Consider the following 16624-nt stretch of genomic DNA (forward strand, 5'->3'; position numbering starts at 1 on the left):
TTATTTCATTGTTGGATACAGCGGCACATAGCCCACATCTTCCACCAGACTCTGTCCCTGCGGCGTTAAAAACCATTCGACCAGTTTTTGTGTTTCTGACGTAGTATTTTCCCGCGTTACCATAAAGGCATCGATGATATACGGATATTTGCCGTTACGAATATTTTCCGCAGTCGGTGCAATACCGTTAATCGCTAGCAGTTTTATATTTTTATCGGCATTCATTTGTGTTGCGTAATAGCGGAAGGTGTAGCCTATTGCGTTGTTTGTATTACGGTATTCGGCAACGACTTTAATCATTCCCTCCATCATGCTTGCCACTTCGGTTTCCTGCGGCGAGATCATGCGGACATTTTTCATGACCTGCGATTGCATCACTGTCTGGCTGCCAGAGTCTTCCGGGCGTTGCCAGGTCTGGATCTCCTGATCGTTACCGCCAACCGTGCGCCAGTTGGTAATTGCGCCACTAAAAATGTCACGCACTTGTTGTTCAGTCAGGGAATTAACCGGATTATCCGCATTGACGATGAAAACAAACGCTTCACGGGCAAATGGCGTGTACAGCAAAGTGACGCCCGATTTCTCAGCGCGTTTTTTTTGCCCATCGGAAGGTTGCGCCACGAAAATAATATCAGCATCGCCCTTAACGATTTTGTTATATGCTTCTTGCGTACGAGAGTTATCCAGATAATCCCAAACGTGAAAATCCTCTGGTATTACACTTAATGCATAAAATGCAGAGGCATAAATGGGGTACGCCGCCGTAGCGCCATCGAGTCGCGGCCAGTTTTGCGTAAATTGAATTTGTGGTTTACCACGCAGTGGCGTCAGTTGATTATTAAGTTTATCGGGTCGCCAGGCCCAGGTATCAATATTTTCACGCACACCGACGCCGGGATTAAGCTGTTTATATAAATAAGCCTGATAACCAGCGACAATACCCAGTAAGAGAAGAATGAACAGAAGTAAATTACGGCAACGTAGACCGGAGGTGCCGGTTAAAGGGTGTCTGGTCGGCCAGCCGTATCCCAGTGAAAAACTGATATGCGCGCCAACGGGAATAATGACTATCCACCAGTACTCACCACCGACGAATGAGACTGTAAAAACGCCCAACCAGGGAAGCATAAGGTTTGCCAACCAACCTGAAACCATCTGGCGAAATTGATAATCTGCCAGATGTAGCGTGATTATCCAGCCAACCAGGGTTAATAAAGCGGGAACTAAAAAAAGACATTGTCGCCAGGCGGCTATTTCTCTGTTTTCTGGTGCGCTATCGCCCGCCCACACTCGCCCAGAGAAAAATAGCAGTAATGCGCCCAGCGTCAGCATAAAGACGTTGAGTAGAAGATAAATTGTTGGCGTAAAGAGTAAATTGCAAACATCAAAAATAGCGGCAAGCCCGGCCCCCAGCATGGCAACAACCGCTGCCAAAAATTGCGCCAGTATGGGGATGCCAAAAAAAGTCATTACCAGCGAGGTCAAAATCCATTTTCCGTTTTGCATTATTCTTTCCATTCTTGCTGAATGGCGAAATTATACTCCCCGATAACCCTCGCCCCCTCTGGACACTTTTCCTAAATAAAGGCGAAAAAAAACGGGACCTTTTGGCCCCGTTCTGTTTTTTAGCGAACTTACAATCTCACCGGATCAATATGCCAGATATGATCGGCGTACTCTTTGATCGTACGGTCAGAAGAGAAGTAGCCCATATTGGCAATGTTCAGCATCGCTTTTGCGGTCCACTCTTCCTGACGCTCGTAGAGTTCGTCGACTTTATCCTGACAATCGACATAGCTGCGATAATCCGCCAGTACCTGGTAGTGATCGCCGAAGTTGATCAGCGAATCGACCAGATCGCGATAGCGACCCGGATCTTCCGGACTGAATACACCGCTGCCGATTTGCGTCAGCACCTGATGCAGCTCCTCATCTTTCTCGTAGTATTCACGCGGTTTGTAGCCCTGACGACGCAGTTCTTCCACTTCTTCCGCTGTGTTACCAAAGATAAAGATATTGTCAGCACCGACATGATCCAGCATCTCGACATTCGCACCGTCCAGCGTACCGATAGTCAGCGCGCCGTTAAGCGCAAACTTCATGTTACTGGTGCCGGAAGCTTCCGTCCCCGCCAGCGAAATCTGTTCAGATAGATCGGCCGCCGGAATGATCAACTGCGCCAGGCTAACACTGTAGTTCGGGATGAACACGACTTTCAGCTTGTCGCCAATCTGCGGATCGTTGTTGATCACTTTCGCTACGTCATTGATCAAATGAATAATGTGCTTCGCCATGTAATAGGCCGAAGCCGCCTTACCGCCAAAAATATTCACGCGCGGTACCCACTTCGCATCCGGGTCGGCCTTGATGCGGTTATAGCGGGTGATCACGTGCAACACATTCATCAATTGACGTTTGTATTCGTGAATACGTTTGATTTGCACATCGAACAGCGCTTTCGGATTTACCACCACATTCAGCTGCTGGGCGATATACTCCGCCAGACGCTTTTTGTTCTCCAGCTTCGCCTGATGCACCGCGTGATTAACCATTGGGAAATCACAGTGTTGTTGCAGCTCATTAAGCAGACTAAGGTCGGTGCGCCAGTTGCGGCCCAGGTGTTCGTCCAACACAGCTGAAAGCGATGGGTTCGCTACCGCCAGCCAGCGACGCGGCGTCACACCGTTGGTGACGTTGGTGAAACGACCCGGGAAGATTTTCGCAAAGTCGGCAAATAGCGATTGCACCATCAGGTTAGAGTGCAGCTCCGATACACCGTTAACTTTGTGGCTCACCACAACCGCCAGCCAGGCCATACGCACACGACGACCGTTGGATTCATCGATGATCGACGCCCGTCCCAGCAGATCGGTATCGTTCGGATACTGTTCCTGCAAAGTTTTCAGGAAATAGTCGTTGATTTCAAAGATGATCTGCAGGTGACGCGGCAGAATTTTACCCAGCATATCGACTGGCCAGGTTTCCAGCGCCTCGCTCATTAGCGTGTGGTTGGTGTAGGAGAAGACCTGACAACACACTTCAAACGCGTCGTCCCAGCTAAATTGGTGCTCATCGATCAGCAGACGCATCATCTCAGGAATCGACAGCACCGGATGGGTATCGTTGAGGTGAATCGCAATTTTATCCGCCAGGTTATCGTAGGTTTTATGCAACTGATAATGGCGGCTTAAAATGTCCTGAATGGTCGAGGAAACCAGGAAGTATTCCTGACGCAGTCGCAGCTCACGCCCGGAGTAGGTGGAGTCGTCCGGATACAGTACGCGAGATACGTTCTCGGAGTGGTTTTTATCTTCCACTGCCGCGAAGTAGTCGCCCTGGTTGAATTTACCGAGGTTAATTTCGCTACTGGCTTGGGCACTCCACAAACGCAACGTGTTGGTCGCGTCGGTGTCGTAACCTGGGATTATCTGATCGTAAGCTACTCCCAGAATCTCTTCGGTTTCAATCCAGCGCGTTTTTTTACCTTCCTGCTGAATGCGACCGCCAAAACGGACTTTATAGCGCGTGTTGTGGCGTTTGAATTCCCACGGGTTACCGTATTCCAGCCAGTAGTCAGGCGACTCTTTCTGGCTACCGTTAACGATGTTCTGCTTGAACATACCGTAGTCATAGCGGATGCCGTAACCGCGCCCCGGCAACCCTAACGTCGCCAGAGAATCGAGGAAGCAAGCCGCCAGACGTCCCAGGCCACCGTTACCGAGGCCCGGGTCATTTTCTTCATCAATCAGCTCTTCGAGATTTAACCCCATCGCTTCCAGTGCGCCCTGTACATCTTCGTAAATTCCTAGCGACAACATGGCGTTGGAGAGCGTACGGCCAATCAAAAACTCCATCGACAGGTAGTAAACCTGACGAGTTTCTTGCGACAACTGGGCACGGTTTGAACGTAACCAGCGCTCCACGAGACGATCGCGCACAGCAAATAATGTTGCGTTCAGCCATTCATGTTTATTGGCGACGACCGGGTCCTTGCCAATCGTAAACATCAGCTTGTAAGCGATAGAATGCTTAAGAGCTTCTACGCTAAGCGTGGGCGATGAATATGTAAACGGAGCATTCATATAGGCGTTTCCTGAAAACTATTTCAAGCGATAGTAAAGCTCACGGTACGACTTCGCCGCGACCTGCCAGCTAAAATCCATTGCCATAGCCTGACGTTGCACAAACCGCCACAGTGAAGGACGGGACCACAGTACAAAAGCACGTCGAATAGCCCGTAATAGCGACCAGGCATTACTATCTTCAAAGACAAACCCACTGGCGACGCCATCTGCAAGGTTCTCAAGAGAACAGTCAGAAACCGTATCAGCAAGCCCACCGGTGCGCCGCACTAACGGCAGCGTACCGTACTTCAATCCATAAAGTTGCGTTAAGCCGCACGGTTCAAAACGGCTGGGCACCAGAATGACGTCCGCGCCGCCCATAATGCGATGCGAAAATGCTTCGTGATAGCCAATCTGAACGCCCACCTGGCCGGGGTATTCCGCTGCCGCCGCAAGGAAACCTTCCTGCAGCACCGGATCGCCCGCGCCGAGTAGCGCCAGTTGCCCGCCCTGCTCCAGAAGACCCGGTAAGGCCTCCAGCACCAGGTCGAGACCTTTCTGGCTGGTCAGACGGCTCACCACTGCAAAAAGCGGCACTTTATCGTCAACCTTAAGCCCCATTGCGATTTGTAACTGGCGCTTATTTTCCGCTTTATCTTCCAACGTATCGCGGGTGTAACGCGAGGCCAACAGTAAGTCCGTCTCTGGACTCCAGATTTTCTCGTCCACGCCGTTCAGTACGCCGGAAAGACGCCCTTCACGGTGACGCTGTTGCAACAGACCTTCCATACCGTAGGCAAACTGCGGTTCGGTGATCTCGCGAGCGTAGGTTGGACTGACTGCCGTAATGTGATCGGCATAGTACAGACCGGCCTTCAGAAAAGAGATTTGTCCGTTGAATTCCAGCCCATGAATATTAAAGAATGACCATGGCAATTGGATGTCATTCATGTGATGTGCATAAAACATGCCTTGATAGGCCAGGTTGTGCACAGTAAACACCGACTTCGCCGGACGCCCGCGCGCCGCCAGATACGCAGGCGCAAGGCCTGCATGCCAGTCGTGCGCATGCACCACATCAGGACGCCAGAATGGGTCAAGCCCACTGGCCATTTCTGCCCCAACCCACCCCAGCAGCGCAAAACGCAATACGTTGTCGGTATAGGCAAATAAGTTGGTATCGTGATACGGGCTTCCCGGACGATCATAGAGATGCGGCGCGTCAATCAGGTATATGCCAACCCCGTTGTAATGACCGAACAACAGCGTGATATGTCCGGCGAAGGTATCACGACGGGATACTACCTGCGCATCGGTCACGCCACGGCGAATATCGGGAAATGCAGGCAACAGTACGCGAGCGTCAACGCCGTCTGCGATTTGTGCTGCGGGTAATGCCCCAATAACATCAGCCAGACCGCCGGTTTTAAGCAGCGGGAACATCTCTGAACATACATGTAAAACCTGCATTATCGCTCCTGTTTATGCCCTAACTTCCGTAGCATTTCGCGCGTTACCAGCACGATGCCTTCTTCTGAACGATAGAAACGACGTGCATCTTCCTCTGCGTTTTCACCAATCACCATGCCTTCCGGAATAACACAAGCACGATCGATGACGCAGCGGCGCAGACGGCACGAGCGACCTACCCATACTTCCGGTAACAATACGGCGGAATCAATGTTGCAGAATGAATTCACGCGAACGCGCGAGAACAGAACGGACTGCACCACCACCGAACCGGAGATCACACAACCGCCGGATACCAGTGAGTTAAGGGTCATCCCGTGGCTACCGGAGCGATCCTGCACGAATTTCGCTGGCGGTAATGATTCATTGTAGGTGCGAATTGGCCAATTGCGATCGTACATATCCAGTTCCGGCACCACAGAGGCCAGATCGAGGTTCGCTTTCCAGTAAGCTTCCAGCGTACCCACATCGCGCCAGTACGGCTCGGCATCCGGGTCGGATTGTACGCAAGAGAGCGGGAACGGATGCGCATAGGCCAGACCGGCTTCGGTGATCTTGGGAATCAAATCTTTGCCAAAGTCGTGGCTGGAGTTCTCATCGCGATCGTCTTCTTCCAGCAGTTCATACAGATAGTCGGCGTCAAAGACGTAAATACCCATACTCGCCAGAGATTTGCTCGGATCGTTCGGCATTGACGGCGGGTTAGCTGGTTTTTCAACGAATTCGATAATTTTATCGTTCTCATCAACCGCCATAACGCCAAACGCGGAGGCTTCTTCAATCGGTACTGGCATACAAGCAACGGTGCAACGTGCGCCTTTTTCGACGTGGTCGATAAGCATACGCGAGTAGTCTTGCTTGTAGATATGGTCGCCCGCCAGGATCACCACGTATTCCGCTTTATAACGGCGGATAATGTCGAGGTTTTGGGTGACCGCATCTGCGGTGCCGCGATACCAGTTTTCCCCTTTCATTCTCTGCTGTGCTGGCAGCAGATCGACAAACTCGTTCATTTCTTCATTGAAGAATGACCAGCCGCGCTGAATGTGCTGCACCAGAGTGTGGGACTGGTACTGGGTGATCACGCCCATACGACGGATCCCGGAGTTGATGCAGTTAGACAGCGCAAAGTCGATAATGCGGAACTTACCGCCGAAGTGTACGGCCGGTTTTGCTCGCTTATTGGTTAAATCCTTCAGGCGGGTACCACGTCCTCCCGCCAGTATCAGGGCAACAGATTTCAATGGCAGCTGGCGCGCCAACATTAAGTGATCGTTCTTCTCTAAACTAACCATGACTAACTCCTTTTTTATCATCTCTGGAACACACACAATCCGTGTGCAGGTCCCTGCCAGACAGCCGTAATCACTGGGTTATCCTCTCCAGCGAATGGGGGAATGGCGTGCCACTCCCCAGCAGGTAAAACAATCTCTGTTACCTCAAGCGTGGCGTTAATTGCGATCAAAAAGCGATCCGAGAGCAGAATTTGCAGCTGTTTCGGCCCGTTTTGCCACTCATCCGTGCTTAAAGGTTGAGCATATCGATTTAGCCAACGGACATTGCCGTCGCCTTCTTCCCACCAGCGATTCTCCACCAAAGCGGGAATGCGCTTGCGCAGATGGATTAACGCGGCGGTAAATGCGGTTAAACCACTGCTTGCCTGCGACCAGTCCAACCAGGTTAATTGGTTATCCTGACAGTAGGCATTGTTATTGCCATGCTGGCTGTGACCATGTTCGTCACCGGCCAGTAACATCGGCGTACCCTGGGAGAGCAACAACGTTGTTAACAGGGCGTGAATGCTGTCGCGACGCCGTTCAACCAGGTCAAGAGTACCGCCTAACCCTTCTTTACCATGATTGTTACTGTAATTGTTGTTGGTCCCGTCGCGATTTTCTTCTCCGTTTGCTTCATTGTGTTTATGGTTGAAGCAAACGCAGTCGCGAAGCGTAAAACCGTCATGCGCGGTGACGAGATTAATCGCGGCACTCGGCAGACGATCATTACGTTTAAAAACATCGCTGGAGGCAGCAAAACGCCCGGCAAACGCCCCCAGAGGCAAATCATAATGAAGCCAGAAACGACGGGCAGCATCGCGGAAATGATCGTTCCACTCGGCAAACAGCGGCGGGAAATTTCCCACCTGATAACCACCAGGAGCAATATCCCACGGTTCAGCAATTAACTTCACCTGCGAGAGCACCGGGCAGTTCTGGATAGCGGTAAACAACGGCGCATCCTGACGGAACTCTGGCGTACGGCCCATGACTGCCGCCAGATCAAAGCGGAAACCATCGACGTGGCAGGTTTCTACCCAATAACGCAGGCAAGCGCTGGCATAATCCACTACCGCCGGATGACTCAAATTGAGCGTGTTGCCACAACCGGTCCAGTTGTGATAATCGCCGTCTTCTCTTATCCAATAATAGCTACGGTTGTCGATCCCACGCAGAGAGAATAACGGACCGTCGAGGTCCAGTTCCGCACTATGGTTGAGCACGATATCAAGAATGACTTCGATACCCGCTTTATGCAGTGCTTTGATTGCATCGCGAAACTCATCCAGCGCCGTTTCTGGGGAGCAGGCATACGCCGGATGCAGCGCAAACATCGCCACCGGGTTATAACCCCAGTAGTTACTTAGACCCATACGTTGCAGGCGTGGTTCGCTGGCAAACTGCGCCACCGGCAGCAGTTCCAGCGCGGTAATGCCCAACTGTTTCAAATAGTTGATCATCACCGGATGCCCCAGGGCTTTATAAGTGCCACGGATCTCGACCGGGATCTCCGGGTGCAGGTACGTTAATCCTTTGACATGGGCTTCATAAATGATGGTGCTGCCCCACGGCGTGCGCGGCGGGGCATCATCCTCCCAGTCATAGTGATCAACCACCACTACGCATTTCGGCGCAATGGCGGCGTTGTCGCGATAGTCAGGTTCATTATGACCGGCGTGTAGCAGCGGGTTATCTTTAAACTCCCCGTCAATTTGCCGCGCGCAAGGATCAATCAACAACTTCGCCGGGTTAAAGCGATGCCCCTCGGCGGGTTGCCAGGGGCCATGAACGCGATAACCATAACGCAAACCCGGACGCGCATCCGGCAGATAACCGTGCCAAATGTCGCCACTGTGCCCTGGCAAGTCATAGCGATGTTCCTGGCCATTGGCGTCAAAGACACACAGCTCTACCCGCTCGGCATGAGCGGAGAAAAGTGTGAAATTGACGCCCTGACCGTCGTAATGCGCGCCGAGGGGAGTGGGTTTGCCAATGGCGAGTTGTGTCATTCTGCCTCCCGAACCAGCCAGATAGTGGCCAGAGGTGGTAGCGTCAGGCTTAGTGAATGCTGACGACCGTGGCTGGCAATCTCATCGCTGTGTACCGTGCCGCCATTGCCTGCATTACTGCCGTGATAGTGCATGGAATCGGTATTGAGGATCTCACGCCATTTACCCGGCTGGTTAATGCCGAAGCGATAATCATGACGCGGCACCGGAGTAAAGTTACTGGCAACGATGATTTCGTTACCCTCTTTATCGCGACGCACAAAGATCAGCACCGAGCGTTCTTTGTCATCCACCACCAGCCATTCAAAGCCGTACGGGTCAAAATCCAGTTCATGCATTGCTTTATGGTGGCGGTAGGTGAGGTTCAGATCGCGCACCAGACGCTGGACACCGTGGTGCCAGTTATCGCCGCCTTCCAACAGATGCCAGTCGAGGCTGGCGTCATGGTTCCACTCGCGGCCCTGGGCAAATTCGTTCCCCATGAACAGCAATTTCTTGCCCGGGAATGCCCACATCCAGCCGTAGTAGGCGCGCAGGTTAGCGAATTTCTGCCATGCGTCGCCCGGCATCCGGTCGAGAATCGATTTTTTACCGTGGACCACTTCATCATGCGACAACGGCAGGACGAAGTTTTCAGTGTAGTTGTAGAGCATCCCGAAGGTCAGTTTATCGTGATGATACTGACGATAAACTGGGTCGAGCTTCATGTAGTCCAGGGTGTCATGCATCCAGCCGAGGTTCCACTTGTACCAGAAGCCCAGACCGCCCATGTCCTGCGGACGAGAAACGCCAGGGAAATCGGTAGACTCCTCCGCCATTGTCACTGCACCGGAAACCTGCTCACCAAGAATACGGTTGGTATTACGCAAGAATTCAATCGCTTCAAGATTCTCGCGACCGCCAAATTCGTTCGGGATCCACTCCCCCTCTTTACGGCTGTAGTCGCGATAAATCATTGACGCCACCGCATCGACGCGCAGCGCATCAATACCAAAACGTTCGATCCAGTAAAGCGCGTTACCGACAAGGAAGTTACTGACTTCACGGCGACCATAGTTGTAGATCAGCGTGTTCCAGTCCTGATGATAGCCTTCGCGCGGATCGCTGTGTTCATACAAGTTCGTGCCATCAAATTCGGCAAGCGCAAAGTCATCGGTCGGGAAGTGGCCTGGCACCCAGTCGAGAATCACGTTCAGACCAGCTGCGTGTGCGGCATCAATGAAATAACGGAAGTCGTCGCGGGTACCAAAACGGCGGGTCGGTGCATACAGGCCGGTTGGCTGATAACCCCAACTGCCATCGAACGGATGCTCGTTAATGGGCAGTAGCTCGAGATGGGTAAAGCCCATCCATTTAGCATAAGGCACAAGTTGATCGGCCAGCTCGCGGTAGCTTAACCAGAAATTGTTGTCGGTGTGGCGACGCCAGGAGCCCAGGTGAACTTCATAAATAGAGATTGGCGCATCAAACTGATTCGCTTTTTTGCGCTCTTCAGTCTGTACAACCTTTTTCGGCAGCCCGCAAATAAGAGACGCGGTTTCCGGGCGCATTTGCGCTTCGAAGGCATAAGGGTCGGACTTCAGACGCAAGTTGCCATTGGCATCAATCATCTCGTATTTATAGAGCTGACCGTTATGCGCCCCAGGGATAAACAGTTCCCAGATGCCGCTCTCTTTACGCAGGCGCATCGGATGACGGCGACCGTCCCAGTAGTTGAATTGCCCAACCACCGAGACCCGACGGGCGTTTGGAGCCCAGACAGAAAAACGCGTACCTGTGACGCCATCCATAGTATCTGCATGCGCGCCTAAGGTTTCATACGGGCGCAGGTGAGTACCTTCAGATAATAGCCAGGCATCCATTTCCTGGATTAGCGGACCAAAACGGTAAGGATCATCTATCAGGTTTTGCTGACCATGCCAGACAACAGCCAACTGATAGCGGAAAAAATTCTTACGTCGCGGAATGACACCGCTAAAGAATCCACGGGAGTCGAGACACTCCAGTTTTGCGAGTTTGCGCCCGGTTTTCGGTTCAATCACCCACACATCGGTAGCGTCGGGTAAAAGGGCACGGACTTCCAGTCCCGCGGTGGTTTTATGCATCCCCAGTACGGAAAAAGGATCCGCAAAATGGCCTGCAATTAGCGCGTTAATCACGTCTCTATCGATACGATCGGACATGCTTGTCTTCCTGTTTTATTGTGTCACCCCATCCAACTGAATTTTTGACTTCTGGTTGTGACATTTTTTTGACCTGAACGGCGCAGCACTCTGTGCATCCTCTCTGCGTCGTCCTCACTTCAGGTAAGGCTGTGAATACTCATGTATTCAGCCACCCTTAAAGAATAGCCAATGCTCTATTTAACTCCCGGTAAATCATGAAACATCTGCGCTTACTCCTGTATTACGCACTAACAGGGGCGGCATCGCGCCCCAGATTTAATGAATAAAGATTACGCCAGTTGACGAAGCATCCGACGTAGCGGCTCCGCGGCCCCCCACAGCAGCTGGTCGCCCACGGTAAAGGCTGACAGGAACTCCGGTCCCATATTCAGCTTACGCAGACGGCCTACCGGCGTGGTCAGCGTGCCGGTAACGGCAGCTGGGGTTAGCTCACGCATAGTGATTTCCCGATCGTTTGGAACAACTTTCGCCCACGGATTGTGCGCAGCCAGCAGTTCTTCCACGGTCGGAATAGACACATCTTTTTTCAATTTAATAGTGAATGCCTGGCTGTGGCAGCGCAATGCCCCGACACGCACACATAAACCATCTACCGGAATTACGGAAGATGTGTTGAGGATCTTGTTGGTTTCCGCCTGCCCTTTCCACTCTTCGCGGCTCTGACCGTTATCAAGCTGTTTGTCGATCCACGGAATCAGGCTACCCGCCAGCGGCACGCCAAAGTTATCCACCGGCAGCTCACCGCTACGGGTTAAGGTTGTGACTTTGCGTTCGATATCGAGAATAGCAGAGGACGGGGTCGCGAGTTCATCTGCCACATGGCCATACAGATGGCCCATCTGGGTTAATAACTCACGCATATGTCGCGCACCACCGCCGGAAGCGGCCTGGTAGGTTGCAACGGACACCCAATCAACAAGATCATTGGCGAATAAACCACCCAACGACATCAACATCAGGCTTACGGTACAGTTACCGCCAACAAAAGTCCTGATGCCATTATTTAATCCGTCGGTAATGACGTCCTGATTGACGGGGTCAAGAATGATGATGGCGTCATCTTTCATGCGCAGAGATGATGCTGCGTCAATCCAGTAACCTTGCCATCCGCTTTCACGAAGCTTTGGATAGATTTCGTTGGTATAATCGCCGCCCTGACAGGTCACAATGATATCGAGGGCCTTTAGCGCCTCCAGATCAAAGGCATCCTGAAGTGTGTCAGTGGTTCCGCCAAAAGACGGCGCAGCCTGACCAAGCTGAGAAGTAGAAAAGAAGACAGGGCGAATGGCGTCGAAGTCGCGCTCTTCAACCATGCGTTGCATGAGAACGGAGCCGACCATACCGCGCCAGCCGATAAAACCAACATTTTTCATAAGCGTTTTTTCCTGCAAAGATGTGTGCTGTATAAATGTGCCGGTCTCCTCTTGGCACATCTTTCACCATACAAAAAGCAGCCAAAGTCGCAAGTGAAATTAATCAATGATAGCGAAGCCATCAGTAATGCGACTTATCCTGCTTTGTTAGCACGCAGAAAGTCCGCGGCAATTATCAGGGAATTTGAGTTATGAATGAAATCATTTCTGCAGCAGTTTTATTGATCCTGATTATGGATCCGCTCGGAAACCTACCTATTTTCATGTCCGTACTGAAACATACTGAACCGAAAAGACGGCGGGCAATCATGGTGCGAGAGTTGCTTATTGCTCTCCTGGTGATGCTGGTGTTCCTGTTTGCGGGTGAGAAAATTCTGGCATTTCTCAGCCTGCGAGCAGAAACCGTCTCCATTTCTGGCGGCATCATTCTGTTTCTGATCGCCATTAAGATGATTTTCCCCAGCGCTTCAGGAAATAGCAGCGGGCTTCCGGCAGGTGAAGAGCCGTTTATCGTGCCGTTGGCAATTCCGTTAGTCGCCGGGCCGACTATTCTCGCCACGCTGATGTTGTTGTCTCATCAGTACCCGAATCAGATGGGACATCTGGTAATTGCTCTGCTGCTGGCCTGGGGTGGCACCTTTGTCATCCTGCTACAGTCTTCGCTATTTTTACGTCTGCTGGGCGAGAAAGGGGTGAATGCACTTGAACGCCTGATGGGATTGATTCTGGTGATGATGGCAACTCAGATGTTCCTCGACGGCATTCGAATGTGGATGAAGGGGTAAGGTTCAAACAGGTGCTGCACACAACCAGACGCGGCACCTGTTTTATTACCTGAACTGATAATGACCTTCGCCCAATCGGATAACCCTTCCCTCTTCTTCTGCGCGGTTCAGCCACACACTAATTTGTTCGATGGTTAAACCAGTACAAGACGCCAGCCTTTCAATACTTATCGATTCCTTTGCAAGGATCGCCAGTTCCGCCACAAAAAGTTGATAAAAATCGACAGGGGTATGCGAGGGCATCACTGCGTAATTTGCGTCATCTTCGTGCAGCGAAAACAATTCTGGTTGAGCGTTACGGAGTGCTTTGTCATACATCAGCCCAGTAACGTCTGGCAGTCTGAACGTCACATTCTCAGCCTGTTCAGTACTCCATGACGCCCCATTTTCTACTAATCGTGAATTGGCTGATTGCATATCCTGATTTGGTTTAACCTGCACAGGCAGCCACTGATGTTTTAATGCCTCCATCGCCCCGGTTATCGTTCCACCGGTCATTCCCGCACGTACAACCATTGCGCTTTCAGCAAGGCAATAAATATATTTATTTCGCGCCATCGCATTGCCGACGGTGAAACGTACCTCTGGGTAAAACGGCGAAATCAACACCAGGTTGCCTGCTATAAGCCCTTCACGCCATTTCACTAACGTACTCGTTTTTAACAAGCTATCAGCTAATACGCCAACGGCAGTTCCCCCGGCCTCCAGTGCCGACGCCATTGCACATTCATCAATACCTCGCGCACCACCAGAGATAACGCAAATCCCCTGTTGGGCCAGTTTCGCTGCCAGTTGTTGGGTATAGCGCAAATCGGCAGTCGGAGCATCTCGCGAGCCAACAATCGCCATACCTTCCGCTTGCAGTAATGCTTTATTCCCGCAGCCAAATAAAACGGGAGGTGCATCCGTTCGCAATCGGTTTTTCAAGCGAACGGGATAATCGGCATCTCCGCGGGTTAAGATCCATAAACCGGCGCGTTGCCACTTATCTACCGCCAACGCCAAACTATGACCACGCGCCAGCAAGCCAAGAATACGCTCCTGAGAAATACGCGGATCGCTCCAGCCTGTAAGTTTCTCTTGCGGTTGCGGCACCAGAAGATCGGCGGGACTGATACGTTGGTGCTTCAGCCATAATGCAAACTTCCCCCATTCACTATTACTAAGAGGTTTATACTCACTCGCCGCCGCGCGAGAAAAATCGCTGGTTAGCAGGAGGGTCGCTTGTGCATTGGCTGAAAGATTCATCAATTTTTTACCGAGGTAGACGCAAGGGCAAGAGGATAAACCGTCGGGCAACCTGCCTGGCGTAACAGTGCTGTCAGAACTGTCAGCGTCCATGCAGAATCCACGATATCGTCAACCAGCAACGCCGGACCTGGCATCAAAGGAGGGATAATCACAAACGCCCCGTCGAGATTTTGACACTGGTGAAAACGGTTTTGCTGCATTTTCTGCGGTGGATTGTCCACGACTTTTTCAATGGCATCAATAAAAGGTAAGCCAAGTTTCGCCGCCAGTCGCCGGGCAAAATCAGGAACCAGGTCGAGGTGCCTTAATGAAGGAACGCAGCATACCCAGGTTGGTTCAGGATGCGGATTCCAGCGTTGGCAAACCATTTCCGCACATGCTTCTACCAGCTCATCACTTAAGCGCCCCGTTTTTTTCTCCTGTGCTACCTGCTTTCCCCACCCGGAATCTCCCCAACGAGAAAGGATTCGCCCCGTAGATCCTTGTAAACCCGCAGGCAAGTTCCCTTTAAATCCGTATTGAGTAAAAGCCCCAGCTGCCATCTGTTTATTGAGATTTAACGGCAGGTCAGCGTGTTTAATAAATAAATTTGCCGCATGGAGTAAGCCGCTATCAATGTCGGGCGACAATAACGGATGCTGAAGACAACTGCTACATTTACCACAACGTTCGGCACTTGGCTCATCGAGTGCACGGCGCAGAAATTGCATTTTGCACTCCTTGGTCGTGATATAGCTTTCAACGTCTGCCAGTTCACTTTTTCTCTGATTCATCAAATGGTTAATTCGTTCATGATCAGGAGAAAAACTGACGATAGTTCTGCGCCATAATTTCTCGGTATACACCACAGGCGATGGATTTTCCGCTACCAATAATTTCAGTGCTTTTTCTATTTGCCCATAACGAAGATTCGTCCGTTGTTCAATGCCTCGTAGGGTAAGACCGTCATTCTCGCTAAGTACGTTGAGTATTTCATGAATTTGCGCCTCCGCAGGAAAGGCGCTTTCACGGAAGAATTGATGAATAGCGCGGTCTTCACCACCACAAAGCAATATGCCAACTGCGGAATCTATAGCACGCCCGGCACGCCCCACCTGTTGGTAGTAACCGACAATAGACCCCGGCATCTGATAATGAATGACGAAACCTAAATCAGGTTTATCAAACCCCATACCTAATGCCGTCGTCGCGACCAGCACTTTGATTTTATTTGCCAGCAGTGCCTGCTCCAGATATTCCCTGGCAGTATTAGAATCTTCCGCGCCTTCACAAGTCACGCCGCTGTAGTAAGCAAATGCACTGATACCATTTTTCCTTAACCACTCGGCGACAAGTTCAGCATCGCGAGTCGTCAGGGTATAAACAATTCCCGATTTGGAAAACTGAGGGATAACCGTTGCTAACCATGCCAGACGGGATGACTGTTCTCCTAAGACTAAGGCATCAAGCGCCAAACTTTCGCGAGCCAGCGTTCCACGCTGAATCACAATGTCACCCAATTGCTGACGGATATCCTCAACAACACGGTTATTCGCTGTCGCGGTTGTACCCAGAACAGGGGTATTCGCAGGCAGTTGGCGCAAAATATCTAATATACGTCGGTAATCCGGGCGAAAATCGTGGCCCCAATCAGAGATGCAGTGCGCCTCGTCGACCACAAGCAAGCCAATACGATCGGCTATAGGATATAAAACCGTTTCGATAAAGTCCTGGTTTGCCAAACGTTCCGGGGAAACCAGCAAGCAATCGACCTCACCTTGCAGCAACTTATCGCTAATGCGCTGCCATTCTTCCCTGTTTGTAGAATTCAACGTTTCAGCCGTAATACCTAACCGTTCAGCGGCGGCAACCTGGTTACGCATCAGGGCAAGCAAAGGAGAGATGATAATTGTCGTGCCAGCGCCGCGATCGCGGAAGATTTTACTGGCGATGAAGTACACGGCACTTTTCCCCCAGCCGGTGCGCTGTACAACCAGCAGTTTTCGCCGCTGATTAACCACTGCATCTATGGCTTCCCATTGCCCTTCCCTGAAAGTAGCGGTGGTATTTCCTAACATCCGCTGTAAAAGCAATTCAGCTCCGTGCTTTTCCATCTTTATCTCCTGCGATCTTTAGGCAGTGATTAGAACGGATTATTAGCAGGTAAATTTGCGAGAGAGATCCAAAAGATGAAGAGAGGAGATAAGAGAAATGAATTACTGCGAGCAAG

At 51.3% G+C, this 16624-nt stretch carries 10 protein-coding genes; 1 reads left to right on the forward strand and 9 read right to left on the reverse strand.

Translation table 11 applies throughout. The annotated features are described in order from the left end of the window. The 7 genes from ACJHWR_RS08875 to asd all read right to left on the reverse strand — a co-directional run bounded on the left by ACJHWR_RS08875 (nucleotide 1) and on the right by asd (nucleotide 12379). Nucleotides 1-1509 (reverse strand): PstS family phosphate ABC transporter substrate-binding protein, encoded by a 1509-nt coding sequence (locus tag ACJHWR_RS08875; RefSeq protein ID WP_122991685.1) that lies wholly within the window; start codon nucleotides 1507-1509, stop codon nucleotides 1-3. 125 nt (nucleotides 1510-1634) lie between these two features. Beyond that, a complete protein-coding gene (glgP, locus tag ACJHWR_RS08880) occupies nucleotides 1635-4082 on the reverse strand; it encodes a glycogen phosphorylase (RefSeq protein ID WP_000993450.1) in 2448 nt (815 codons plus the stop codon). An 18-nt stretch (nucleotides 4083-4100) separates the two neighbouring features. Further along, on the reverse strand, nucleotides 4101-5534 hold the full coding sequence (glgA, locus tag ACJHWR_RS08885; protein WP_001197646.1) for a glycogen synthase GlgA: 1434 nt from the start codon (nucleotides 5532-5534) through the stop codon (nucleotides 4101-4103). Beyond that, nucleotides 5534-6829: a glucose-1-phosphate adenylyltransferase gene (gene glgC / locus ACJHWR_RS08890; RefSeq protein ID WP_000253975.1), complete on the reverse strand. Its 1296-nt coding sequence runs from the start codon at nucleotides 6827-6829 to the stop codon at nucleotides 5534-5536. The genes glgA and glgC overlap by 1 nt, the downstream gene beginning before the upstream one ends. Nucleotides 6830-6846: 17 nt before the next feature. Next, on the reverse strand, nucleotides 6847-8820 hold the full coding sequence (gene glgX, locus ACJHWR_RS08895) for a glycogen debranching protein GlgX (protein WP_000192569.1): 1974 nt from the start codon (nucleotides 8818-8820) through the stop codon (nucleotides 6847-6849). Then, complete coding sequence (gene glgB, locus ACJHWR_RS08900) at nucleotides 8817-11003, reverse strand: 1,4-alpha-glucan branching enzyme (protein ID WP_001283737.1); 2187 nt, start codon at nucleotides 11001-11003, stop codon at nucleotides 8817-8819. Before glgB ends, glgX begins: the two co-directional genes overlap by 4 nt. 272 nt (nucleotides 11004-11275) lie before the next feature. Continuing rightward, complete coding sequence (asd, locus tag ACJHWR_RS08905; protein WP_000799946.1) at nucleotides 11276-12379, reverse strand: aspartate-semialdehyde dehydrogenase; 1104 nt, start codon at nucleotides 12377-12379, stop codon at nucleotides 11276-11278. 191 nt (nucleotides 12380-12570) lie between these two features. Here asd and yhgN point away from each other — a divergent pair, with 191 nt between their 5' ends. After that, a complete protein-coding gene (gene yhgN / locus ACJHWR_RS08910) occupies nucleotides 12571-13164 on the forward strand; it encodes an NAAT family transporter YhgN (RefSeq protein WP_001002544.1) in 594 nt (197 codons plus the stop codon). Nucleotides 13165-13209: 45 nt separating this feature from the next. Here yhgN and ACJHWR_RS08915 read toward each other — a convergent pair whose 3' ends face one another. Beyond that, entirely contained in the window at nucleotides 13210-14505 is a 1296-nt protein-coding gene (locus ACJHWR_RS08915) for a DNA-processing protein DprA (RefSeq protein ID WP_072157211.1), read from the reverse strand. Beyond that, a complete protein-coding gene (locus ACJHWR_RS08920; RefSeq protein ID WP_000410858.1) occupies nucleotides 14412-16508 on the reverse strand; it encodes a RecQ family ATP-dependent DNA helicase in 2097 nt (698 codons plus the stop codon). The genes ACJHWR_RS08915 and ACJHWR_RS08920 overlap by 94 nt, the downstream gene beginning before the upstream one ends. Nucleotides 16509-16624 lie beyond the last annotated feature (116 nt).

Origin of the sequence: Escherichia sp. WS568, from assembly GCF_046486085.1 — a bacterium.
Taxonomy (GTDB): domain Bacteria; phylum Pseudomonadota; class Gammaproteobacteria; order Enterobacterales; family Enterobacteriaceae; genus Escherichia; species Escherichia coli.